The 22,608-nt window shown below is 69.3% G+C and carries 20 protein-coding genes; 9 read left to right on the top strand and 11 right to left on the bottom strand.

Translation table 11 applies throughout. The features are described 5' to 3' along the window. Positions 1 to 50: 50 nt before the first annotated feature. The gene (locus AC4D12_RS13825) at positions 51 to 1,031 is read left to right on the top strand and encodes an alpha/beta hydrolase (protein ID WP_490950510.1); all 981 of its coding nucleotides are present in this window, start codon (positions 51 to 53) and stop codon (positions 1,029 to 1,031) included. 31 nt (positions 1,032 to 1,062) lie between these two features. Here AC4D12_RS13825 and AC4D12_RS13820 read toward each other — a convergent pair whose 3' ends face one another. After that, a complete protein-coding gene (locus AC4D12_RS13820; RefSeq protein ID WP_490950509.1) occupies positions 1,063 to 1,308 on the bottom strand; it encodes a hypothetical protein in 246 nt (81 codons plus the stop codon). On the opposite strand from AC4D12_RS13820, the gene AC4D12_RS13815 reads away from it, so the two are divergent. Further along, positions 1,211 to 1,540: a GNAT family N-acetyltransferase gene (locus AC4D12_RS13815; protein WP_490950659.1), complete on the top strand. Its 330-nt coding sequence runs from the start codon at positions 1,211 to 1,213 to the stop codon at positions 1,538 to 1,540. The two genes, AC4D12_RS13820 and AC4D12_RS13815, sit on opposite strands and share 98 nt — an antisense overlap. 25 nt (positions 1,541 to 1,565) lie before the next feature. Here AC4D12_RS13815 and AC4D12_RS13810 read toward each other — a convergent pair whose 3' ends face one another. The 4 genes from AC4D12_RS13810 to AC4D12_RS13795 form a co-directional block, all read right to left on the bottom strand. Further along, positions 1,566 to 2,144 (bottom strand): dihydrofolate reductase family protein, encoded by a 579-nt coding sequence (locus tag AC4D12_RS13810; RefSeq protein WP_490950508.1) that lies wholly within the window; start codon positions 2,142 to 2,144, stop codon positions 1,566 to 1,568. A gap of 79 nt (positions 2,145 to 2,223) precedes the next feature. Further along, positions 2,224 to 3,090, bottom strand: a complete 867-nt coding sequence (locus tag AC4D12_RS13805; protein WP_490950507.1) for an alpha/beta fold hydrolase — start codon at positions 3,088 to 3,090, stop codon at positions 2,224 to 2,226. Further along, on the bottom strand, positions 3,087 to 3,938 hold the full coding sequence (locus AC4D12_RS13800) for an SDR family NAD(P)-dependent oxidoreductase (protein ID WP_490950506.1): 852 nt from the start codon (positions 3,936 to 3,938) through the stop codon (positions 3,087 to 3,089). Before AC4D12_RS13800 ends, AC4D12_RS13805 begins: the two co-directional genes overlap by 4 nt. Then, the gene (locus AC4D12_RS13795; RefSeq protein ID WP_490950505.1) at positions 3,935 to 5,455 is read right to left on the bottom strand and encodes a flavin-containing monooxygenase; all 1,521 of its coding nucleotides are present in this window, start codon (positions 5,453 to 5,455) and stop codon (positions 3,935 to 3,937) included. Before AC4D12_RS13795 ends, AC4D12_RS13800 begins: the two co-directional genes overlap by 4 nt. Before the next feature lie 70 nt (positions 5,456 to 5,525). Here AC4D12_RS13795 and AC4D12_RS13790 point away from each other — a divergent pair, with 70 nt between their 5' ends. Both AC4D12_RS13790 and AC4D12_RS13785 read left to right on the top strand, forming a co-directional pair. Further along, positions 5,526 to 6,563 (top strand): AraC family transcriptional regulator, encoded by a 1,038-nt coding sequence (locus tag AC4D12_RS13790; RefSeq protein WP_490950504.1) that lies wholly within the window; start codon positions 5,526 to 5,528, stop codon positions 6,561 to 6,563. A 152-nt stretch (positions 6,564 to 6,715) separates the two neighbouring features. Next, positions 6,716 to 7,606, top strand: coding sequence for a BLUF domain-containing protein (locus AC4D12_RS13785; RefSeq protein WP_490950503.1), 891 nt, complete (start codon positions 6,716 to 6,718; stop codon positions 7,604 to 7,606). A 391-nt stretch (positions 7,607 to 7,997) separates the two neighbouring features. On the opposite strand, the gene ftsW is transcribed toward AC4D12_RS13785, so the two are convergent. After that, positions 7,998 to 9,260 carry a putative lipid II flippase FtsW gene (gene ftsW, locus AC4D12_RS13780; protein WP_490950502.1) on the bottom strand — a complete coding sequence of 421 codons (1,263 nt, stop codon included), beginning with the start codon at positions 9,258 to 9,260 and terminating at the stop codon, positions 7,998 to 8,000. A gap of 176 nt (positions 9,261 to 9,436) precedes the next feature. Beyond that, entirely contained in the window at positions 9,437 to 9,898 is a 462-nt protein-coding gene (locus AC4D12_RS13775; protein WP_490950501.1) for a hypothetical protein, read from the bottom strand. A gap of 480 nt (positions 9,899 to 10,378) precedes the next feature. On the opposite strand from AC4D12_RS13775, the gene AC4D12_RS13770 reads away from it, so the two are divergent. Further along, on the top strand, positions 10,379 to 11,317 hold the full coding sequence (locus AC4D12_RS13770) for a GAF domain-containing protein (protein ID WP_490950500.1): 939 nt from the start codon (positions 10,379 to 10,381) through the stop codon (positions 11,315 to 11,317). Positions 11,318 to 11,353: 36 nt separating this feature from the next. Here AC4D12_RS13770 and AC4D12_RS13765 read toward each other — a convergent pair whose 3' ends face one another. Beyond that, on the bottom strand, positions 11,354 to 12,067 hold the full coding sequence (locus AC4D12_RS13765) for a GAF and ANTAR domain-containing protein (protein WP_490950499.1): 714 nt from the start codon (positions 12,065 to 12,067) through the stop codon (positions 11,354 to 11,356). Between the two features lie 176 nt (positions 12,068 to 12,243). Further along, positions 12,244 to 14,145 carry a pectate lyase-like domain-containing protein gene (locus tag AC4D12_RS13760; protein WP_490950498.1) on the bottom strand — a complete coding sequence of 634 codons (1,902 nt, stop codon included), beginning with the start codon at positions 14,143 to 14,145 and terminating at the stop codon, positions 12,244 to 12,246. 119 nt (positions 14,146 to 14,264) lie between these two features. On the opposite strand from AC4D12_RS13760, the gene cds1 reads away from it, so the two are divergent. Then, entirely contained in the window at positions 14,265 to 15,380 is a 1,116-nt protein-coding gene (gene cds1 / locus AC4D12_RS13755; RefSeq protein ID WP_490950497.1) for an L-cysteine desulfhydrase Cds1, read from the top strand. A 121-nt stretch (positions 15,381 to 15,501) separates the two neighbouring features. Then, positions 15,502 to 15,816: a DUF6457 domain-containing protein gene (locus AC4D12_RS13750; protein WP_490950496.1), complete on the top strand. Its 315-nt coding sequence runs from the start codon at positions 15,502 to 15,504 to the stop codon at positions 15,814 to 15,816. 50 nt (positions 15,817 to 15,866) lie between these two features. Here AC4D12_RS13750 and AC4D12_RS13745 read toward each other — a convergent pair whose 3' ends face one another. Both AC4D12_RS13745 and AC4D12_RS13740 read right to left on the bottom strand, forming a co-directional pair. After that, positions 15,867 to 17,147: an MFS transporter gene (locus tag AC4D12_RS13745; RefSeq protein WP_490950495.1), complete on the bottom strand. Its 1,281-nt coding sequence runs from the start codon at positions 17,145 to 17,147 to the stop codon at positions 15,867 to 15,869. A gap of 146 nt (positions 17,148 to 17,293) precedes the next feature. Beyond that, the gene (locus AC4D12_RS13740; protein WP_490950494.1) at positions 17,294 to 19,714 is read right to left on the bottom strand and encodes an FdhF/YdeP family oxidoreductase; all 2,421 of its coding nucleotides are present in this window, start codon (positions 19,712 to 19,714) and stop codon (positions 17,294 to 17,296) included. Positions 19,715 to 19,949: 235 nt separating this feature from the next. On the opposite strand from AC4D12_RS13740, the gene AC4D12_RS13735 reads away from it, so the two are divergent. Next, entirely contained in the window at positions 19,950 to 20,498 is a 549-nt protein-coding gene (locus AC4D12_RS13735) for a MarR family winged helix-turn-helix transcriptional regulator (RefSeq protein ID WP_490950493.1), read from the top strand. Between the two features lie 122 nt (positions 20,499 to 20,620). After that, positions 20,621 to 22,489 carry an MFS transporter gene (locus tag AC4D12_RS13730; protein ID WP_490950658.1) on the top strand — a complete coding sequence of 623 codons (1,869 nt, stop codon included), beginning with the start codon at positions 20,621 to 20,623 and terminating at the stop codon, positions 22,487 to 22,489. Positions 22,490 to 22,608 lie beyond the last annotated feature (119 nt).

Raw genomic sequence — 22,608 nt, 5'->3', positions numbered from 1 at the left:
CCCGAGAACGCGGGCCCGGCCTTCAGGGCCGCCGGCCGGGAAGGACCACGATGACGACGGATCCGGAGAGCAGCTACCACGAGGACGTCCTCGGGCAGGGCTACGGAGCGCGGACCCTTCCGTTGACGGCCGACGACGAGGGCGACGTGCTCGCGACGCTGGTCCGCCGTTCCCTCCCGGGAGGCTCGCGCCGCGCGGTGCTCTACGTGCACGGTTTCGTGGACTACTTCTTCCAGGACCACCTCGCGGACGCATGGCTCCGTGCAGGTTTCGACTTCTACGCCCTGGACCTCCGCAAGTACGGGCGCTCGCTCCGCGATCACCAGACCCCCAACTACGTGCTGAGCCTCGAGACCTACGACGAGGAACTGGACGAGGCCGCGCGGATCATCCGCGAGGAGGAGGGCCACGACGTCCTGGTGGTCATGGGCCACTCCACCGGCGGGCTCATCACCTCGCTCTGGGCGCACCGCCGGCGTGGGCGCGGCGTGGTCGACGCCCTCGTGCTCAACAGCCCCTGGTTCGACCTCAACGCGAGCTTCTTCACCCGCACCCTCGGGACGGCGGCGGTGGACCGCCTCGGCGTGCGCCGGCCGCGCGCCGTCGTCGGGAAACTCGGCAGCGCCTACGGGCACTACCTGCACCGTGAGACGGGCGGGGCGTGGGAGTACGACCTCGCCTGGAAGCCGCACGGCGGCTACCCGGTGGTGGCGGGCTGGTTGCGCACCGTCCGACGCGGGCACGCGGACGTGCAGCGGGGTCTCGCCATCGACTGCCCGGTCCTCGTCGCCTGCTCCGACGCCAGCTCCACCCCGACGAGGGAGCCGGAGCGCGTCTCCTCCACGGACGTGGTGCTCGACGTCGCGCACATCGCCGGACGGGCGCACCGGCTCGGCGCCCACGTGACCCTCGTGCGCATCGCGGGCGGCATCCACGACCTCACGTTGTCCCCGGAGCCCGCGCGCAGCGCCTTCTTCGCCGAGCTGGAGAGGTGGCAGGAGGCCTACGTGCCGCACGTGGTCCCCGCGTGAGCAGCATCAGGAGCGTCGCGCACGACGACGACTAGGGGCTCGAGGCGCTCGCGTCGCTGCGTACCGCCTGGGCGCTCGAGAACAGTGCGCCTTCCGACGAGCCGTGGGCGGCGGGCGGGACGGACGGCTCCTCCGACTCCTCTGCCGAGTCCTCCAGCGGGTCCTTCACCGCGGCGTTCATCGCGTGGGCCCGCACGTCCGACCGCGCGCTGTTCCTCGCGTCCGACGACGAGGGGGCAGCGCGTGGGATGTGCAACGTCGCCGTCTTCCACCGCATGCCGAAACCCGGCTCGTCGCCGTCCTGCTGGGCCTACCTGGCCAACGTGTACGTTCTACCGCAGCATCGTGGCGCCGGGCTGGGCGGCCTGCTCGTCGACGCAGCGGCACAGCATGCCCGCGGAGTCGGTGCGGTGCGCCTCGTCACGGCGCCGAGTAGGCGCTCACGTCCGCTCTATGCGCGGCACGGCTTCGTGGGAGCTGACGAGCTGATGGTCCGGCCGATCGCGTGATACCGCGCGGGCACTCCCCCGAGCGTCATGACGGTCCTCCGGCCCGGTCGGCCCGGGTCACGGCGTAGGTGAGGAACGCGAACTGCCCCTGCTGTTCCACCCCGCGCAATCGCAGCTGATCGGACTCCACCCGCAGCGGCAGCAGCGGGGCGCCCGTCGGCAGGGTCACCGGCGCCACGGCGACCCTGATCTCGTCGAGCAGCCCCGCGGCCAGGAACTGGCCCGCGAGGTCACCGCCGCCCACCACCCAGATGTCACGGCCGGCCGCGGCCTCCACCATGGCCCCGAACGCGGCTGCGACCCCGCCGGAGACGAAGCGGACGTCCGCGCCCTCGGGTACGGGGAGCTCGCGCGTGGTGAACACGAACGTGGTACGCGTTCCGTAGAGGTCCTGCCACTTCGTGGGATCAGCGAGCAACCCCTCGTGCTCGAGCACCCACTCGTACGTCGTCGAGCCCTCGACCAGCACGCCGATGGTCTCGACGAAGCGCTCGTGGTCCTCCGGAGGCGGGGGCTCGACGTCGAACAACCACTCGAGCGAGTTGTGGTCGTCGGCCAGGAAGCCGTTGAGGGTGGTTGCGGTGTGGAAGATGACGCGCGGCATGCGTCATTTCACCATGCGGGTCCGACATCCTGCCCGGCCCCGCATGCACCCGGGAGGATGTGACCGCAAAAGGACGCCATCAGGCCTTCAGGTTGCCGATGAACGCCCTGACCAGCGCGTCGAACTCCTCCTCCCGTTCGATCTGCGGCATGTGCCCGCAGCGCTCGAACAGGTGGAACTCGGCGTAGGGGAAGATGCGCCGGGCGTGCTCGAGGTGGGACGCAGGGAGCACGCGGTCCTCGTCGCCCCAGACCACGAGCGTGGGCTTCCGCTGTGCCGCGACGGCGGTCAGCAGCCGGGTACGCCAGCGACGACGCACCCCGCGGACCGTGCCGAGGTGGCTCGCGACGGAGAGCAGCACCTCCGCGTACACCGGGTTCGCCGAGACGGCGTGCGCGTGGTCGAGGCGCTCCTCGGTGACGAAGCGCTTGTCGAAGAACAGTGCGCGCTCGGTCCGGTAGGCGGCCTTCCGCGACGTGTCCCGCATGAGCCGCCTGCCGAGCGGCCGGATGGCGAGCAACCGCAGCGCGAGCGTCACCTCCTTGCCGAAGCCGGCGCTGTTGGCGAGCACCAGACTCCGGACGCGCTGCGACTCGAGCGCGCTGATCTTCAACGCGATCGCACCGCCGAGCGAGTTACCGACCAGGTGCACCGGGCGGTGCTCGCCGAGGGCGTCGAGGGCGGCGAGCACGAAGCGGGCGAGCGATTCCAGCGAGTACCGGCCGGCGGTCCGCTCGGACAGACCGAAGCCGGGGAGGTCGAGCGCGATCACCCGGTGATCCGGAGCGAGCCGCCCGTGGAGGCCCGCCCAGTCCTCGAGGCTCCGGCCGATCCCGTGGAGCAGCACCACGGGCGGCATGGTGCGGTCACCCTCGTCACGGCAGCGCACCCGGACGCCGTCCACGGCGAGGTAGCCGTCGTCGAGCACGGGTGCCGGGTAGTTCACCGCCGCGCCTTCCGCACGAGCCGCACGACGGCGGTGGCCCGGCGCTCGAACGCCCCGAAGGACATGGGTGCCACGCGGGCGACGACGTCGGGCAGCTTGGCGCTGAGCCCGATGAGCAGGCGCGCCCTGCGCGCCTTCACCGCCTCCAGCATCAGCTCGGCGGCGCGATCCGCGGGGAAGGTGAGCAGCTTCGTGAAGTCCTGCTTGGCGCGCTGCACGTCCGCCTCACTCAGGTTCCCGCCGATGCGCGCGTTCAACGCGATGTTCGTCCGGATGCCACCGGGGTGCACCGAGGTGACGCCGATGCCGCGGGGGAGCAGCTCGTTGCGGAGCGACTCCGTGAAGCCGCGGAGCGCGAACTTGCTGGACGAGTACGCGGTCTGGCCGGCCGGGCCCACGAGCCCGAAGAGGCTGGACAGGTTCACGATGTGACCGCCGGGAGCCATGCGGGGGAGCAGACGGTGCGTGAGAAGGACCGGCGCCGTGAAGTTGATCGCCATGACCCAGTCGAAGTCCGCCATGCCGATCTGGTCGAACCGGCCCGCCAGGGCCACCCCGGCGTTGTTGACGAGCAGTTCCACACGGTCCGTCGCCGCGAGCAGGTCCGTGGCGAGACGCTCCACGGCGTCCCGCTCCGAGAGGTCCGCCACGAACGTGGTGACCCGGGTGTCCGGGTAGGCGGCGCGGATGGAGGAGGCCACGGCGTCGAGCCCTGCTGCATCGCGGTCCGCGAGGAGCAGGTGGCTGCCGCGCTCTGCGAGCCCCCGGGCGAGGTGCTCGCCCATCCCGGCTGCGGCTCCGGTGACGACGGCGGTGGCGCCGGTGAACTGGAAGGGCTGGATGCTCACGCGTGGATCTCCTCGGGGTCGAGCTCGGGTGCGGGGACGGTGTCGTATGGGGCGGTGGGCGCATCGAACACCATGTTCCGGGCGACGTTGCCGCGGAGGGCGCTGGGGGCGTCGAGCAGGTAGTTCTGCCGCATGATCCACGGCGGCCGGTCGCCCTGCTTGGGGAACGCGGACACGGCGCGCTGCACGTACCCCGACGTGAGGTCGAGGATGGGCCGGGCCGTCATGCCGCCGTCGGCCGCCGGAGCGCCGTACCGGTGACCGTGCCGGTCGAGGTAGCGGATGAACCGGCACACGTAGCGCGAGCTGAGGTCGGCGCGGAGCGTCCACGAGGCGTTGGTGTAGCCGACGCAGAGCGCGAGATTCGGCACGCCGCTGACCATGAGCCCCCGGTACACCCAGGAGTCCCCGAGGTTCACGGGCGCACCGTCCACCGTGAAGGTCGCGCCGCCGAGCGGCAGCATGGAGAGCCCCGTAGCGGTGACGACGACGTCGGCCTCGAGTTCCTGCCCCGACGCGAGGCGGATGCCGGTGGGCGTGAACGTGTCGATGGTGTCCGTGACCACGGACGCGCTGCCGGACTTCAGGGCCTTGAACAGGTCGGCGCTCGGGGCGACGCAGAGGCGCTGGTCCCACGGGTTGTAGGCGGGCGTGAAGTGCTTCTCGACCATCGCCTCGTCGCCGAGGATGCGGGCGGTCTGGGTGCGGATGAGCTTCTTGGCCGTCTCGGGCCTGCGCCTGCACAACTGGTAGAACGCCTGCGTGAAGAGCACGTTCTTGGCGCGCGCCACGTGGTGGGCGAGGCCCGCGGGAAGCCGACGGCGGGCGGCGTCGGAGAACGCGTCGCGGCTGGGGACGGCCGTGACGTAGGTGGGGGAGCGCTGCAGCATGGTCACGTGCGCGGCCTCCTTCGCCATGGACGGCACGAGCGTGACGGCGGTGGCGCCGCTCCCGATCACGACGACGCGCTTGCCGGCGTAGTCGAGGTCCTCGGGCCAGAACTGCGGCCGGACGATCTCGCCCTCGAAGGACCCGATGCCAAGGAAGGATGGCTCGTACCCTCGGTCGTAGTTGTAGTAGCCGCTGCAGAGGTAGAGGAAACCGCACGTGAGCCGGCGTCGCTCCGCCGGGGCGTCGTCGTCCCTCTCCTCGAGTTCGAGCGTCCACCGCGCATCCTCGGAGGACCACGCGGCGCTGACGAGCTTGGTGCGGAAACGCAGGCGGTCCTTGATCCGGGGGTCCTCGGCGGTCTCCTGGACGTACTTCAGGATCGAGGAGCCGTCGGCGATGGACTTCGCCTCCGTCCACGGCCGGAAGGGGTAGCCAAGGGTGAACATGTCGCTGTCCGAGCGGACGCCGGGGTAGCGGAAGAGGTCCCACGTGCCGCCGATGGCGCCTCTGGCTTCGAGCACGGCGAAGCTCTTCCCGGGCAGTTCCGTGGCGACCCTGTAGGCGGCGCCGATGCCGGAGAGACCGGCGCCGACGATGACGACGTCGAGGTGTTCGGGAGCGTTCATGCCTCCAGTATTCCGCGCGCCGCCGCTCGGCGACTTGACTCAGTGCGACACATGTTTACCCTTGTGCGACATGAGCTCCGTGATCCGATCTGCCGGCATGCGGGGCTTGCGCGCCGTCGTCGAGCAGTTCGGGGGCGACGCCGGAGCGCTCGCCGCGCACTACCGCGTGCCGCCCGAGGCGCTGGACAGCGACGACGTCCTCGTACCCGACGTCGCGATGGCGCGGCTCCTCGAGGGTGCGGCGCGCTCGCTCCCGTGCCCTGACCTCGGGTTGCGGATCTCCGAGTACCAGGACATCGACATCCTCGGGCCGCTCGCGGTCGCGGTGCAGAACTCGCCGACGGTCGGCGCGGCCCTCGACTGCGCGTCGCAGTTCCTCTTCCTTCACAGCCCGGTGCTGCGGTTCACCCTCGTGCCGGACCCCGAGGGGCGGGCGGGGGAGGTGGGGCTCTGCTACGGCTCCTCGGAGGGCACACCCCCGCGTCAGGCCACGGACGCCATCCTCGCGTTCTCGCACCGCATGATCAGGTTCCTCGTCGGCGGACCGTACGGGCTCCACTCCGTGCACCTCTCGCACCTGCCGAAGGCGCCGGCCTCGCGCTACGTCGAGTTCTTCGGCGCGGAGGTGCGCTTCGGGCAGCCGGCGTCCCTGCTGCGCGTGCCGCGGAGCCTGCTCGACCGCCCCCTGGTGCAGGTGGACGAGACGCTCCGCGAGATCGCGCTCGACTACCTGCGGAACCACTTCCCGGAACCGGGCCGCGTGGTCGCCCCGCAGGTGCGCCAGGCCATCGACGGCCTGCTCGGCTCCGCGCCGCCGCGCATCTCCTCCGTGGCGCGGCTCCTCGGGATGCACCCCCGGACCCTCCAGCGCAGGCTCACGGCCGAGGGCGCGACGTTCGAGTCCCTGCTCGACGACGCCCGCCGCGACACCGCGCTCCGCCTCCTGACCCGCACCGACCTGCCGCTGCAGCAGGTCGCGGGGCTCGTGGGTCTCGCGGAGCAGTCGGCCCTGACGCGATGCGTGCGGCGATGGTTCGGGGTGACGCCGAGCGCCCTCAGGGCCGGCGGTATCGAGCCGGGATCCCCGCCGTCGGACACCGGCAGCTGACCCTCCAGCTACTCCCGACAGCTGCTGTGCCACAGAAACGGGTCGCGGTCCACCCGGCCCGCCGCCGACCCGTTCGGAGCGGTGACTCGCTACGGTGGACAGGTCAGGTGATGGGGTCACGGGCGCGAGTAGGTGGCGGGAGTGGGTGCGGCATGGTCGAGCATTTCGACGATCAGGACCGGAACGACGGCGAGCACACCACCGCGGGCGATGACGCGACTCCTGAGCGTCAGGCCGATCTGGTCCAGCACGCCTTCACCTTCGACGCCATGGATCGCGTGGGGATCACCGTGGGGGAGCTGTGGCTGCACTACCTGAGCATGGGCGGTGACGTCGACGAGTACGAGGTCGACGCATACCTGCACGGACTGATGCCCCTTCCCGCCCTCGAACGGGACATGATCTCGCAGTCCGTCAACGAGATGATCGATGACCTCGCCCGCGGCCCCCGGGCTCCGTACAGCACGGGGCGGAGCAGGGACGGCAGCGGCCGCGACGACGTGTTCATCGATGACGCTGGCGAGGACGACGGCGAGGTGGACCTCGCCGTCTGGGGGCTGTCGGAGGACGACGACGACGCGCCTCCGGCGTCGGAGCCGGCTCGCGCTGAGCAGGTGCTCTCCGTGGTGTACTCCAGCGTCGCGACGCAGGACTTCGACGACGTGGCGCTCGCCGATCTGCTGTCGACCTGCCGCCGCACGAACCAGCGCGAGCAGCTCACCGGTCTGCTGCTGTACCGCGGTGGCCGCTTCGTGCAGGTGCTCGAGGGCCCCGCCGCGGCGGTCAGGCAGCGCCTCGCCGTCATCAGAGCCGATCCCCGCCATGCCCGTCTTCGGGTCATCATCGAGGAAACGCGGGACCACCGTCAGTTCCCGGGGTGGGCCATGCGACACGACGTAGTCAGCCCTGCCCTGTCCCGCGACGTCCCGGGCTTCGAGAGGACGTTCGTGGATGCGACCGACGACGCGGATCCTGCAGTCACGCGCCGGGTGATGCTGAACCTCGTGCGGTGGTTCGAGGACCGCGCCGTTCCGCTCGGCTGACACCCGGTCCAGGGCTCGAAGGGTCCGCGGCGCGGCGTCAGAACTCGAGACCGTCGACGCTGTTGCTCGGGAGATAGCTTGATCATCACGCGCAACTTGTGACGCCTGGTCCGCCCTGCCGATCGCTGATCCTGAACCCGATCACGCCGATGGGGATGTCCTCCTCGGTCGCGAGCCCGATCTCGTCCAGGTTCCGGTCAGCGTCGAAGAACGCATCACGTTGGTTGGAGTGGACCTACATGGCCCCCAGACCCTCGTTCTTCCCCGAACGGGTCCTTGACGTAGACGGGTTCGACCGTCGACCAGGCGATGAGGCACGGGCCTTCCCCGAACTCCTACTGCAGCTCATCCGCCTCCAGCCGTTGGTAAGGGCCAAGATGGTCACCATGATTCAGTGGATGGTCAGGGCGTGTCCACGGTGAGCCTTGGCCTGTTCCGAGGTGATCGAGGCCCGACGGTCGGTGGCGCGGGAGCAGGAGATGAGGACGCCGACGGCGGAGAGCAGCGCGATCATGGACGAGCCGCCGTAGGAGAGGAAGGGCAGGGGCACGCCGATGACCGGAACCATGCCGGTGACGACCGCGATGTTGACGATGGCCTGGCCGATGATCCAGACGAGGATGCCACCGCAGACGTAGGTGGAGTAGAGGTCCTTCGCGAGTTTCGCGATGCGGTAGATGGAGTACCCGAGGACGGCGAGGAGCAGGATCACGAGGAGTGCGCCCATGAGGCCGAGTTCCTCGCCGAGGACGGCGAACACGAAGTCGTTGTGCGCCTCGGGGATCCAGTTGACCTTCAGGCGGCTCTGTCCGAGCCCGACGCCGAACACGTCGCCGCCCGCGAGTGAATAGCGGGCTTGGGCGCCCTGGTAGCCGAGGCCTTCGGCCATGCCGTCTGCCGTCGGGTTGAGCCACGCGTCGACGCGCTTCATCCGGTTGGGGCTGGAGGCCACGGCGATGATCGTCACGGCGAGACCCACCACGGTCCCGGCGACGAAGAGCTTGATGCTGGCGCCGGCGAAGAAGAACAGTCCGGCGATGATGAGCCCCAGGATCATGGCGGTGCCGAGATCCTTGCCCGCGATGACGAGGCAGACGGCGACGGCGGCGACGGGCACCACCGGGACGAACATGTGGCTCGCCTGGTCGAGGAGCCTGGCTTTCCTCGCGAGGATCGCGCCGCCCCAGATGATGATGCTGAGTTTCAGGAATTCCGAGGGCTGCGCAGTGAACGAGCCGATCTTGATCCAGTTGAGGTTGCCCTGCACCTCGTGCCCGATGGGGCTGAATACGAGCAGTGCGAGTGCGAACGAGCCGAGAAGGATGAGCCAGGACAGCTTCCGGTAGGCCCTGAACGGGATGACGGCGCAGATGGCGAGCGCGATGCTGCCCAGACCCACCCACATCAGCTGCTTGATGAAGTAGTCGTACGGGGACTTCCCGGAGGCGACGAGTTCGACGGAGGACGCCGAGAGCACCATCATCAGGCCGATCGCGACCAGGGCGTAGGTCGTGGTGATGAGCAGGTTCCGGGCGTTGCGGTTCGAGTTCGGACCCTCGGCGGTTACGCGCTTCCAGGACGGGTGCGGACCGCGTGGCGTGGAGCCCGCGACGGCAGGAGTTCTCGGGCGTGACGTGCCGATGATGGATGTCATGGGGTCCTCAGTGCTGCTTCCGCAGGATGCGGGCGGTGCGGGTGCGGGTGCGGGTGGAAGGGAAGGACTGCAAGTGTCACCCGGTGGTGCGCGAAGTTGCGGTCACCCGATTCGGCGGCGAGTCGTGGGCGGGCGGTGTGCCGCGCGCGACACGCCGCGTCAGCCGCGCCGCTCCGCTAGCGTGCGGGGACGTGGATGCACTCGACGGTCTGCTCGTCGGGGTCCGCGGGGTCCGCGGAGTACTCGGTCACGGTTCCGTCCTCCGCGCGTGTACCGGCGAGCGTGAGCGACATGCCGTTCTTCGTCCTACCCGACGTGTAGACGTAGCTCGTGCCCGCAGGGAGGGGACACAATTCGTCCGCGCGCGGGCTGAACATGACCCCGTGGGCGGCGAGCTGGTTCTGGTCCTCGCAGGACTCGATGAAGCCGTCGGGTCTCAGTAATCCGATCTCGATGAACTCAGTGGGCGACGTCGTGAGGCCGTAGCGGTTGTAGCCCGGCGGGATCTTGACCGCTTCATCATCGGTGGCCGCAGCGGCGGCGACGCACGCTCGACCCGGATCGGCGGTCACCTGATCCGCCCCTCGCACCGGTTCCGCTGCTGCGGGGAGCGAGGCCTGGACCAGCAGAAGTGCCACGGCCGCGCCCACGCAGACCACCACGTGCGGACGCCGAGATGGCGTGACCGGAGTCCTGGATGCGGTCAGCGTCAACGGTGACCCGGGCTCACAGTGGTCCGCGTGTTCCTCGTCAGTACTGATTGGCCGACGATGTTCGTTTCGTTGGGTTCTTGCGACAGGACTCTCCGTCCCGCCCTTCCCCGCGCTGCAGGCGGGCGGATGGCGCCACGTCACTCACCCACATGCTGTCGCCGAAGCCGTCGTCGCCTCAGTCAGCGACGCGGAGCCCACGACGCACTTCGAGCACCAGCGGTTACTACGTCGAGGTCGCTCCCCGGCTCGCGGCGGCACGAATCCCACCCGAGGGGTTGGCTCAGTTCGGCTGGTGCTCCCTTCTGGCAAGTCACCCTCTCCCGTCCCCTGAGCGGCCGAGAAGTACAGGCTGGGGGTCGAGGACCGGTGTTGGCACGTCGGAGCAGCTGAAGTTGGTAGCCTCGAATGATAAGCCAGCTGAGTTATGGGGGCAGGAGTCGGTCGGTGGCCTCACAATGCCAGTCGAACGGCTCGGGCAGGATCGTCGAAATGAAGGTTCACGTCATGAGTTCACAACCGCAGGTCCAGCAGTTCAGGGAGGCCCTCTCGGACAGTGGATTGTCGTTACAACGTGTCTGGGTCACGTACTACGCCCTGGGTGGTGCTGTGTCACAGTTCGAGCTCGAGGCGTACCTGGGTGGATTGCTGGCGCTCGAGGACAGGGAATGCGACATCCTCGCGGAGGCGACGAACGAGCTCCTCGGCGACAGCGGGGAGAAGATTCCGGTGAGTGCGTCGTCGGATGGCTCGTTGCCGGACGCGCCGGGCTCCCGACACGAGCTCGGCGCCGCCGGTGCGTTCCTGCTCACCGCCAGGGAACAGGAACTGGAACGCCTGCACGCGGTGACCCGCTCCGGTCTGCTGGACACCGAGCATGAGGAGCGATTCGATGCGATCACGCAGGAAGCCAAGGACTATTTCGACGTGAGCTCCTCGATCGTCGCCCTGATCGATGACCGGCGGCAGTTCCTGAAGTCCGTCATCGGACCGGTGCAGCAGAACATGCCGCGAGAGATTTCATTCTGCAACGCGACGATCCGCAACGCCGGCCCGCTGATCGTGCTCGACGCCCTCGAGGATGAACGGTTCAAGGACAACCCTCTGGTGGTGGGGGAGCCCTACATACGCTTCTACGCCGGTTACCCGCTCCGCGGACCCGGCGGGTGGACGATCGGCACGCTCTGCGTGATCGACCAGCAGCCACGGGAGTATTCGACGAGCGACGACGCGAAACTGCGTGTCCTCGCCCGTCGCGCCGAGGATCAGTTCGTCGGCCCTCGTCTCCTCGCCGATGCAGACGACGACGCACACGCCGGTCAGAGTGGGCCGCTCGACCAGCGGTAGGAAGCCGTCGGGGACAACTGGTCTCCTGGAAAGCGGTCAGGACGTGAAGTGGGTGGTCGAGGTGGCGCCACTCGCCCGCACGACGATGTCCTGTGCAAGGTGCCGAAGCTTGACGTTGCGGGCATTCGAGGCGCGCTTGAGGATGACGGAGGCTTCTTCCTGGGTGCACCTGTTCTGGGCGACGATGATCCCGATCGCCATGTCGATGCTGGTCCGTGATTCCATGGCCGAGCGCATGTGGTGCGCCAGGTCCTGGCTCTGCGTGAGCCGTAACCGCAACTCGATCGAGGTGCTCGCCTGTTCCGCGAACACCGCCGCGACGTGTTGCCGGTCCGGGGAGAAGAACGCCACCGGCCGGGCATAGAAGTTCAGTGCGGCGGAGCCCCCCGCGCCGATCATCAGGGGAACGCTGAGGATGGAGGCGAATCCCCGGGACGCCGGCACGCCGAAGAACGGTGGATGCCGCGGATCCCCGGTGTCGTCGGCGACCTGCGGCTCGGACGCGCTGAGGGCATGGGGAGCGGGACCTTCACCCAGGGCATGCAGGGCAGCGAGGACCCCGTACATCTCCGTGACGACCGGCGATGCGCTGCAGAACAGGGCTTGCCCGTCCGTGTGACGGAGCATCAGCCCACAGGCGACGCGCTCCTCATCGCTGAGGAGCTCCGCGCCGACACGGGTGAGGTGTTCGAGGAAGACGACGATGTTGTCCTCAGGGGGCGTTGCGTCCCGGACGTCGATCACCTGCACTGCGTCATGGTCTGCATACGTTGAAGAGTACGCACACGTGGCCTCGCTACCACAGCGGCGTGCAGGGCTGATCATGGCGATGGGTGGGACGAGGCGCCGGGAAGCCGATGTTCGCCCCACCCATCACGCGTGCATCAGCGGCCGAGACGCCATCCCACCCGCCGCCGGCACCCGCGCTAGGGGTAGCGCACCAGGTAGCTCGGAATGCCCGTGTTCGCGTTGCTGACGGGCGCCCCGGTGTCGTTCACCACGTGATCGATGGTCCCCGCGCCGAGATTGACGGTCAGCACATGGTTCAGCACGACTCCCGGGGTGTCCGGTACCTCGAAACCGCGGGTGGCGCGGATGGTCGGGTCCACGTTCGTGAAGATGTACGAGCCGCCGCCCCACAGGGTGTGCTGCTCGACATCGTCCGCCACCTTGTAGCCGGCCCATCCCAGCACGCCGTCGTGCTGCCACGCCGCCTGGTTCGGCGGGTCGTAGGGGAGCTCGTTCTGGTAGAGGACGGTGCGGCCGCGCTCGCCGTTCCAGATGGTGTTGTACTCCTGGTAGTGCTCCACGAAGAGGCCTGTCGCGGTGACGTCGTCGCCGTTGATGATCACGCCGTTGCGCCCCGTGCTGACGTCCCAGCCGAACGCACCTTCGTTGCCGTGATCCGCGCGCCACACCCAGATGTGGTCGATCAGTACGTTGTCGCTGTTGACCTCGAGGCTGGTGTCGGCCTTGCCGACGTGCGGGCCCCCGATACGGAAGTAGACGTCGCTGAGGGTGGTGGGGTTGGCGGCGTCGTTCTTCTTCGCCCCGTTGGTGCCGTTCTTCGTGCCGATCTGCAGGAGGACCGGCGAGTTGACCGTGCCGCCGTCGATCGTGACGCCGGCGATCACCACGCCCGGTACGTCCGCGACGCGCATCGGGACGGCGCCGTTCACGGCGGTCAGCGTCGCGTGGCCGATCCCGAGCACCACGGTGTCGGCGCGCTTCACCCTGATGGTGTCCGCGATGTCGTAGACGCCCGGTGTCAGCAGGAGGTTCTTGCCGCGCGCCAGGGCGTTGTTGATGGCCTGGACGGAATCGCCGGGACGGGCTACGAAGAACTCGGACAGCGGGATGGTGCGCCCTGCGGTGAGGCCCTCGACCCAGGAGATGCCGCGCGAGTTCGTCTCGGCCGCGGGCACGCGCACGCTGTACGCGCCGTTGGTGTCCGCGAAGAGGTAGGGCTTCTCGCGGCTGACCGGGGTCTCGTCCAGTGTGGTGTACGGGGGAACGGGGAAGCCCTCGTCCGTCGGCGCTCCCACGGTGCCCGAGAACACCTGGTTCCAGACGCCGTTGGACCAGCTGCCGATCTCACTGTTGCGGGTGAGCCACTGCTGCTGGGACCCGTTGACGACGTCGCCCGCCTTCGAGTCCGCGAGGTACCCGCCGCTGGCGAACTGCGGGCCGGCGGTGCAGTAGTCCATGAGGGAGAGCGTGCCGCCCGTGACGTTCACGCGGCGGAGCGAGACGGCCTGCGAGACGGCCCAGAAGTTCGCCGTGGCCCGGCAGCCGTCCTGGCCCGCGCCGTTGACCTCGAGCGTTAGGTTGGAGAGCGTGCGCCAGAAGTTGTTGAGGGCGATGCAGTTGGCCGTGCCGTTGTCCTCGAGGCACCGGTTGTAGACCTCGATCTTGCCGTTGATCACCACGTCCGAGGGTGAGGCGCCGAGCCCTGCCACCTCCGTGTAGTAGCCCACCTTGAACTGCAGCGGCTCGGCATCCGTGCCGTACGTTCCCGGGAGGAACAAGAGAGCGTCGCGCCGGGTACCCATCTCGTCGTCGATCTGCCGGGCATTGACCGCGTCCACCGTCGCCTGGATCTCGGCCACGGGCATGCTCGGGTCGAAGACGGTGACGTTCGGGCCGAAATCCGGCGAGGACGACGGCGGTGCCTTCTTCGCGGGTGCGGCCACCGCCGTCTGGGTGACGATCGGTGCGGAGGGTGCTGCAGTGGCCGCTGCTCCGGAGCCCGTTGCGAGGAGCATCGATGCTCCGAGCAGGGCCGCCAGCCGCGTGCCGCGTGTCCGGATGAAAGGGGAGTTGGTCATGCTGGGTGGTTCCTCTCCGTCGAGGTGCCCTGGAGACAGGACGAGGAAATCGTGTCACCCCGGTGTGGCGTAGTACACCCCCGACGGCGACCTCCACCGCCCGCTTGTAGTCTGACGCGGTGACGAGGTTCATCCCTACAGACAGATCGTGGTCCGACGACGCCGTGCGGCGCATCGAGGCGGACGGCAACCGGTCGGCCGACACCCACCTGTTCGCCGTCCCCCTTCCGAAGCACTGGGGGGTCCAGGTGTACCTCAAGGACGAGTCGACGCACCGCACCGGGAGCCTCAAGCACCGCCTGGCGCGGTCGCTGTTCCTCTTCGGGCTGGTCAACGGCTGGATCACGGAGGGAACCACGATCGTCGAGGCGTCCAGCGGCTCCACGGCCGTCTCCGAGGCCTACTTCGCCCAGCTGCTCGGGCTGCCGTTCATCGCCGTCATGACCGCGACCACCAGTCGCGAGAAGATCGCGCTGATCGAGCAGTACGGTGGCACCTGCAGGTTCGTGGAGCACGCGTCGGACGTCTACGCCGCCGCGGAGGAGGTCGCCCGGCAGACAGGCGGCCACTACATGGATCAGTTCACCTTCGCCGAACGCGCCACGGACTGGCGTGGCAACAACAACATCGCCGAGTCGATCTTCGAGCAGCTCGCCCTCGAGCCGCATCCGGTCCCGGCGTGGATCGTCGTCGGTGCCGGCACGGGCGGCACCAGTGCGACCATCGGCCGGTACCTCCGCTATCACCGGCACCCGACGCGCCTCGCCGTCGTCGACCCGGAAGGGTCCGCCTTCTTCCCGGCCTGGGCCGAGCCCGGCTCGAGCCCGACGGGGCGCCCCTCGCGCATCGAGGGCATCGGCAGGCCGCGGCTGGAGCCGAGCTTCGTGCCGTCCGTCATCGACGCCATGATCCGGGTGCCGGACTCCGCGTCCGTCGCCGCGAGCCGGCATCTGCGCACGCTGACAGGTTTGCACGCGGGGCCGTCGACGGGCACGAATCTCTGGGGCGTCTGGCAACTCGTGGCCGATCTCGTGGCCGACGGCCGCACGGGGAGCATCGTCTCGCTCATGTGTGATTCCGGGGACAGGTACGGGGCCACGTACGGGGACGACGCCTGGCTCGCACGGCAGGGACTCGACCCTCAGGCGCCCACGGCCGTGCTGGAGGAGTTCTTCGCCACGGGAACCTGGCCGGTCCAGGACGAACGGTCCGCCGAGGTCGCTCGGGGCCACTGATCGGTCGCCGGCCCAGGAGTCAAGGGCGTGGCCGCCGGTCGATGGCCCTTGAGAGCCGTCGCAGCGCGGTGCTATTGCTGGGGAAGCACCACGCATACCGGCCCACCCACGAGGAGACACCATGGCAACGCCCGACGACGAAGAGCGCACCCTCAGTGAATGGAGCCGCACCCTGGCGCAGGCCCTGCAGATCCTGGATCTCGAGGTGGACCATCCGCGGCTCGTGGAGGTCGCCGAGCGCTCCTCGCATCATCTCTCCCCGCACGCCGGCGTGATCAGCGCCTTCATGGTGGGCTACGCGGCCGGCACGGTCACCACGGACGGACGCGAGGAGACGAGCGCCGCCGTGGAGAAGGCCGCGAAGACCGTGCTCACCATCATCGCGAAGGACGAGCAGACGCAGGAGGAGAAGGGCTGGACAGGTTCGGCCCAGTAGCGGCGGCCGACTAGCGGCGGCCTATTAGCGACGGCCGACGACAGGCACGCTCAGACGCCGACCGGCGTCCGTTCCCGCAACCGCGCCACAGTCCACACGAGCACCGCGGCGACGGGCACTGCCACGAGCAGTCCGAGCCCCGAGTAGCCGAGGAGCACCAGCGCGGGCCCGGCGAGCGCGCCGCCCGAGGCGCCCGCCAGGTTCATCACGAGGTCCGAGGAGCCCTGCGCGGCAGCGCGCTCGTGCACGGCGACGACGCCCGCGAGCAGCGCCGACGCCGAGACGATGCACGCCGACCATCCGAGCCCGAGCAGGATCAGGCTCACGGTGACCCACGTCTGCGACTCGGCTCCGCGCCACGCGACGAGCAGGGCGGTGAGCAGCAGCACCTGACCGCAGAGGATGCCGCGCACGGCGCCCGCGCGGTCGGCGAGCCAGCCGAAGAGGGGGGAGAGCGCGTACATCCCGGCGATGTGCAGGCTGATGGTGAGCCCGACGATCGAGAGGGTGGCCCCGTGATCGTGCAGGTGGACGGGCGTCATCGACATGAGGGACACCATGGCCGCATGGCTGACCGCGATGGTGACGACGGCGAAGCACGCTCCCGGTGTGCGGGCGAGGACCGCGAGACCGTGGCGTCGGGCCGGGCGGGAACCGGCGCCGTCGGACGGGGAGGCAGGGGAGGCCGGCGCGGCGTCGTCCTGGGCGCGGAGGGCGGTCAGCAGGGGGTCGGGGCGCAGTGCCAGCCGGTAGACGAGTGCTGCGGCGGTCTGCGCGGCCGCCGTGAACACGAAACCACCGCTCAGGGGCGGGATGCCGAGCACGACGGCGACCGCCTGGCCCGGCTCGAAGAGGTTGGGTCCCAGCACGGCCCCGATGGTCGTGGACCAGACGACGACGGACAGGCTGCGTCCGCGGGTGGATTCCGTCGCGAGGTCGGTCGCGGCGAAGCGCGCCTGCAGGCCGGTGGCAGCGCCTGCGCCCAGGAGGACGAGCGCCACGAGCAGCAGGGGGAACAGGGACAGCGTTGCCGCGGTGATCGCCAGCAGGGCACCGAGGCAGGCGATGGCCGAGCCGGTGGCCAGCGCGACCCCACGGCCTCGGAGTTGTGCGAGCTGCGCGAGCGGCACGGCCGCGGCGGCGGCACCGAGCGTGGCCATGGTCGCAGCCATCCCCGACCACGCGCTCGATCCCGAGGTCTCCGCTGCGAGCAGCGCCCCGAGGCTGAGGGTGGCGCCCGCGCCGATACCGCCGAGGATCTGCGCGACGACCAGCACCCGAACCACGCGGCGCTGATGGAGAGCCCGCTCGTCCTGCTGCTGCCCGATCATGCCCTGCTCCCGTCCGTCGAACGTGAGCAGTCTATCGACGACGCATCCGTGACCAGTGGCGCGGTATGGGCGGCCGCGCGTATCAACGCGACGCAGCCTGGTGCCGGAGGCGTCCGCTACCCGCGGTCACCTCCGGCGTCGGCGGATCAGGCGTTCGCTGCCTCCGCGACCTTTGCCGGCGTCGTCCCGCTTCCCGGGAAGCCGTCCGGCTCCGTGTCCGGCACGGGCGCGGGAGCCACGGCCGAGGAGTCATGACTGGCCGGCGCCGTGTGGAGACTCGGCTCGAACCGGACGATGACCTGCTTCGACGTGGGGGTGTTGCTTCCCTGCGCCACGTGGGTGAGGGGGATCAGCACGTTGGCCTCGGGATAGTACGACGCCGCGCAGCCACGGGCCGTGGGGTACGTGACCACGCGGTAGGCACGGAGCACTCGCTGCACCCCGTCGTCGTGCACTCCGTGGATGTCCACGTTCTGGCCGTCCTCCAGGCCCAGCTCGGCGATGTCCTCGGGGTTGATGAACACCACGTGGCGGCCCTTCTTGATCCCGCGGTAGCGGTCGTTGTTGCCGTAGATGGTGGTGTTCCACTGGTCGTGCGAACGGAGGGTCTGCAGGATCAGCGTCCCCTCCGGCCGCTCGAGGTACTCGAGGTCGTTGACCGTGAGCACCGCTTTACCCGTGGGGGTGTTGAACGTACGGGAGTCGCGCGGGCCGTTGGGGAGGATGAACCCGCCCTTGCGGCGGATCTTCACGTTGTAGTCCTCGCAGCCCTCGACCACGCGGGAGATGTGGTCGCGCACGAGGTCGTAGTCCTTCTCGAACCCTGCCCAGTCGGCGTTGATCCTGCCGTCGATGGTCGCCATGGCAAGCCGCGAGATGATGGCCGGCTCCGAGAGGAGGTTGTCCGACACCGGCTCCACGGTGCCCGATGACGCGTGGACGGCACACACGGTGTCCTCGACCGAGACGAACTGCTCGCCCGTGGCCTGGCGGTCGATCTCCGTGCGGCCCTTGCAGGGCAGGATCAACGCCTCCTCGCCCGTGATGAGGTGCGAGCGGTTGAGCTTGATGGAGATCTGGACCGTCATGTCGGTGTTCTGGAAGGCCTTCTCGGCGATCTGGGTGTCCGAGACGGCGGAGACGAGGTTACCGCCGAGCGCCACGAGCACCTTCACCTTGCCGTCGCGCATGCGGCGGACCGACTCGACGACGTCGGCCCCGTGCTCCCGCGGCGGCTCGAAGTTGAATTCGCGGCCGAGGGCGTCCATGAAGGTGGGCGGCATCTGCTCCCAGATGCCCATCGTGCGGTCACCCTGCACGTTGCTGTGCCCACGGATGGGGGAGGCGCCGGCGCCCTTCTTGCCGATGTTGCCGCGCAGCAGCAGGAGGTTGATCATCTCCTTGATGGTGGCCACGCCCTTCTTCTGCTGCGTGATGCCCATGGCCCAGGTGATGATGACCTTGTCGGCGGCGATGTAACGGGCGGCGAGCTCGTCGATCTCCACGGAGGTCAGACCCGTGGCCTCGAGGACCGTGGCTTCGTCCAGCTTCAGCAGGTAGTTCCGGAGTTCGTCCAGGCCCTCGCAGTGCTCCTCGAGGAACGCGTGGTCCAGCACCTTGCCCGGGTTCTCCTCCTCGGCCTCGAACACGCGCTTGGACACAGCCTGCAGCAGTGCCATGTCGCCGCCGGAACGCACCTGCAGGTACTGGTCCGAGATCTCGGTGCCCTTACCGGCCACGCCCTTGACCTTCTGCGGGTTCTTGTAGCGCTTGAGGCCGGCTTCCGGCAGCGGGTTGACGGCGACGATCTGTCCGCCGTTCTCCTTGCACGCCTCCAGCTCGGTCAGCATGCGCGGGTGGTTGGTGCCGGGGTTCTGGCCCATCACGATGATGAGGTCGGCGTCCGCGAAGTCGTCGAACGTGACGGTCGCCTTACCGATACCGATGGTTTGTCCCATGCCCCAGCCCGATGACTCGTGGCACATGTTGGAGCAGTCGGGCAGGTTGTTGGTGCCGTAGCCGCGGGCGAACAGCTGGTACATGAACGCAGCCTCGTTGGACGTGCGGCCGCTCGTGTAGAAGGCGGCTTCGTCGGGGGAGTCGAGGCTCTTCAGCTTGTTGCCGATCATGGTGAATGCTTCGTCCCAGCTCACCGGCCGGTAGTGATCCTCCCCCGCAGGCTTGTGCAGCGGTTCCGTAAGGCGGCCCTGCATGCCCAACCAGAACTCGGAGCGCTCGCGGAGCTCGGTGAGGGAGTTCTCGGCCCAGAAGTCGGTGGGGATGATGACCGGCGCGGCCTCCCACGTCACGGCCTTCGCCCCGTTCTCGCAGAACTCGAACGCCTTTCGCTTGCTCGGGTCCGGCCAGGCGCAGCTCGGGCAGTCGAACCCGTCCTTCTGGTTCATCTTCAGGACGGTCTTCAGCGTCCGCTCGAGTCCCATGTGCTCGATCGCGGGCTTCATGGAGTGGTACACGCCGGGTAGGCCTGCCGCCCACTCCTTCGGGCCCTTGCCGACCTCGAGATCGGACTCGGTGACTTCCTCCACCTTCGGTTCCTTGCGTGCCATGGCGACAGTCCTCCTCCGCGGCCCGCGAGCGGGCGCATTCCGTGCGGGTAGGGAACCCGCGCTCTGTATCAGGCGTAACAGTCCGCGCGCGACGACGGCAAGGGGTGCCGCCGTCGGCTTACCTCCTTGACGTGGACGGAGGACCGTTTGTTTAGTTGACCTAACGAAATGTCAGGAGTATCGTTACTTAGAGCAACGAACTGGTAGGACGTTCGTGACGGTCAGGGGAGTCGGGATGTCGGTAGCGCAGCACACAGCGGCGGAACTGGTGCACAGCATCTTCGATCTGCAGCGCGCACTGCGCGGGGTCACCGCAGCCGGCATGAAGAACGCCGACCTGGGGCCCGCCCACACGGGCGTGCTCTTCTTCATCGGCGAGGGGAGCCCCATGAGGGCCTCCGCGCTCGCCGCCCGGCTCGGTATCGGCGCGTCCGCACTCAGCCGCCAGCTCGCCGACCTCGAGCAGGCCGGCTTCGTGGACCGGGCAACCGATCCGCTGGACGGCCGGGCGAGCCTGCTCTCCCTCTCACCGAGGGGGGAGCGCTACCTCGCCGAGACCTACGAGCGACGCGCGGCGACCCTGCGCGAGATCCTCTCCGATTGGACGGAGAACGAGGCCTACGTGGCGTCGTCGTCCGTGCAGCACCTGGCCGCGGCGCTCCGCTCGGCCGCGCACGACGCCGGCGCCCCCGGCGCGAGCAGCACCCGCACCACCCAGGACACGGGCAACGACGGCCGTCACCACCAGGACATCCCGTCCCAGACCACGAAGGAAGACCGCTGATGGCCACGCACTCGACGGACGTAGCGGCGTCCGCACGCCCCTCCACCCAAGCCTCCGCACCCTCCGCACCCTCCGCACCCTCCGCAGCGCATCACGCGGGACCGAAGGGCAACGACGAGCCGATGAACCACCGGCAGATCCTGCAGGCCCTCACGGGACTGCTCGCGGGGCTCTTCACCGCGATCCTCAGCAGCACCATCGTGGCGAACGCGCTGCCCACCATCATGAGCGATCTCAACGGGTCCCAGACGGACTTCGCGTGGGTCATCACCGCCGCGCTGCTCGCCAACGCCGCCACCACCCCCATCTGGGGCAAGTTCGCCGACCTGTTCGACAAGAAGGTGCTGGTGCAGGTCAGCATCGTCATCTTCGTCGCGGGCTCCGTGCTCGCGGGGTTCGCGCAGAACATCCCGCTGCTGCTCACCGCCCGCGTCATCCAGGGTGTCGCCATGGGCGGGCTGACCGCCCTCGCGATGGCGATCATCGGGACCATCATCGCCCCGCGTGAGCGCGGCCGGTACTCGGGCTACCTCGGTGGCGTCATGGCCGTCGCGACCGCGGGCGGCCCGTTACTCGGCGGCTTCATCGTCGACTCGCCGCTCGGCTGGCGCTGGACGTTCTTCGTCTGCGTGCCGCTCGCCGTCGTCGCGCTGGTGCTGCTGCAGCTCACCCTGAAGCTCCCCGACACCCGCCGCAAGGCCCGCATCGACTGGCTGGGCGCGCTCCTGCTCACCGCGGGCGTGAGTCTGCTGCTCATCTGGGTCTCCTTCGCGGGCAAGGAGGGCTACTACGCGTGGTTCTCCCGCGAGAGCGCCCTCATGGTGGGCGGCAGCGTGATCCTCCTCGCGCTCCTCCTCGTGGTCGAGGCCAAGGCGCCGGAGCCCATGATTCCGCTGACCCTCATCACCGAGCGCACCACCGCCCTCGCGATCGTCGCCTCGATCGGCGTCGGGATCGCGCTCTTCGCCTCCTCCAGCTACCTCGGCCAGTACTACCAGGTGGCCCGCGGGGCCACGCCCACGGAGGCAGGTCTGCTGACCCTGCCGATGATCGCGGGCAATCTGCTCGGCTCCATCGGCGCCGGTCAGCTCGTGACCCGCTTCGGCAAGTGGAAGCGGTACCTCATCGCCGGTGCGCTGTTCCTCATCGCGGGCCTCGGCCTGGCCGGGACCATCGACCACCTCACGGACCTCCGGCTCGTCGGCGTGTACACCTTCCTGTTCGGCATGGGCCTCGGCCTCCTGCTGCAGAACCTCGTGCTCGCCGTGCAGAACACCGTGGCGGTCAAGGACATCGGCTCGGCCAGTGCGTCCGTGGCCTTCTTCCGCTCGCTCGGCGGTGCCGCCGGCGTCGCCGTCCTGGGTGCCCTGCTCGGCTCGCAGGTGGCCACCAAGACCACCGAGGGCCTCACCGCCGCGGGCATCCCGTCCTCGGGAGGCGCCGCAGGAGGGTCCCTGGATCTCGTTGACCTCCCCGCACCGATCGCGGACATCGTCCGGGCCGCCTACGGCGACAGCACGGCGCTGATCTTCCTCGTCTGCGCCGCCATCGCACTGGTCAGCCTCGTCTGCATCCTCTTCATCAAGGAGACCCCGCTGCGGACCACGGTGGACATGGCCCCGGCTGCTCCCGCGGGACCTGCCGCGTCGATGTCCCCGGCGGCGACGTCCGCCCCTGTCGGTCTTCTCGCCGGCGGGAAGACCGGCGAGAAGACCGGCGGGACGACGTCCGCGTCCGGCGACGAGAAGGTGCACACGGGCGCACGACGTGCTGCGCGCGACGCCGAGCAGGCCGCCCGGCTCGAGGCGAAGGCCCTCGTCACCGACGACGGCGACCGCCGCGCGCGTGACGCGTCCGACGTCGTCGTCCGGCAGCCCTCGCACGGCCGCCACAGTGCCGGGCCCGTCGAGATCCTGCAGGGCGATCTCGAGCGTGCGGCCGAGGAGCTGGCCGACCTCGACCTGCTGGACCGCGCGGGCTCGCGCGGGTAACCCGGATCGAACGGAAAGGGAGGGACGCCATGGCGTCCCTCCCTTTTCGTGTCCGGGTCGTCGGTAGGGGGTCGCGACGACGCTTCAGGAATTGCCTCTTGTCCGCCGCGAGAATGTGA

The organism is Arthrobacter sp. TJ-266 (assembly GCF_058269115.1).
Note: the sequence above shows the minus strand (reverse complement) of the source record. Positions and strands in the feature narration are given on the sequence as shown.

Excerpts from the sequence above, each read along its gene's own strand:
- AC4D12_RS13825 (WP_490950510.1), top strand. The coding sequence starts at position 51 with ATGACGACGGATCCGGAGAGCAGCTACCACGAGGACGTCCTCGGGCAG.
- AC4D12_RS13820 (WP_490950509.1), bottom strand. The coding sequence starts at position 1,308 with ATGCGGTGGAAGACGGCGACGTTGCACATCCCACGCGCTGCCCCCTCG.
- AC4D12_RS13810 (WP_490950508.1), bottom strand. The coding sequence starts at position 2,144 with ATGCCGCGCGTCATCTTCCACACCGCAACCACCCTCAACGGCTTCCTG.
- AC4D12_RS13795 (WP_490950505.1), bottom strand. The coding sequence starts at position 5,455 with ATGAACGCTCCCGAACACCTCGACGTCGTCATCGTCGGCGCCGGTCTC.
- AC4D12_RS13790 (WP_490950504.1), top strand. The coding sequence starts at position 5,526 with ATGAGCTCCGTGATCCGATCTGCCGGCATGCGGGGCTTGCGCGCCGTC.
- AC4D12_RS13785 (WP_490950503.1), top strand. The coding sequence starts at position 6,716 with ATGGTCGAGCATTTCGACGATCAGGACCGGAACGACGGCGAGCACACC.
- ftsW (WP_490950502.1), bottom strand. The coding sequence starts at position 9,260 with ATGACATCCATCATCGGCACGTCACGCCCGAGAACTCCTGCCGTCGCG.
- AC4D12_RS13770 (WP_490950500.1), top strand. The coding sequence starts at position 10,379 with ATGATAAGCCAGCTGAGTTATGGGGGCAGGAGTCGGTCGGTGGCCTCA.
- AC4D12_RS13760 (WP_490950498.1), bottom strand. The coding sequence starts at position 14,145 with ATGACCAACTCCCCTTTCATCCGGACACGCGGCACGCGGCTGGCGGCC.
- AC4D12_RS13750 (WP_490950496.1), top strand. The coding sequence starts at position 15,502 with ATGGCAACGCCCGACGACGAAGAGCGCACCCTCAGTGAATGGAGCCGC.
- AC4D12_RS13745 (WP_490950495.1), bottom strand. The coding sequence starts at position 17,147 with ATGATCGGGCAGCAGCAGGACGAGCGGGCTCTCCATCAGCGCCGCGTG.
- AC4D12_RS13740 (WP_490950494.1), bottom strand. The coding sequence starts at position 19,714 with ATGGCACGCAAGGAACCGAAGGTGGAGGAAGTCACCGAGTCCGATCTC.
- AC4D12_RS13735 (WP_490950493.1), top strand. The coding sequence starts at position 19,950 with ATGTCGGTAGCGCAGCACACAGCGGCGGAACTGGTGCACAGCATCTTC.
- AC4D12_RS13730 (WP_490950658.1), top strand. The coding sequence starts at position 20,621 with ATGAACCACCGGCAGATCCTGCAGGCCCTCACGGGACTGCTCGCGGGG.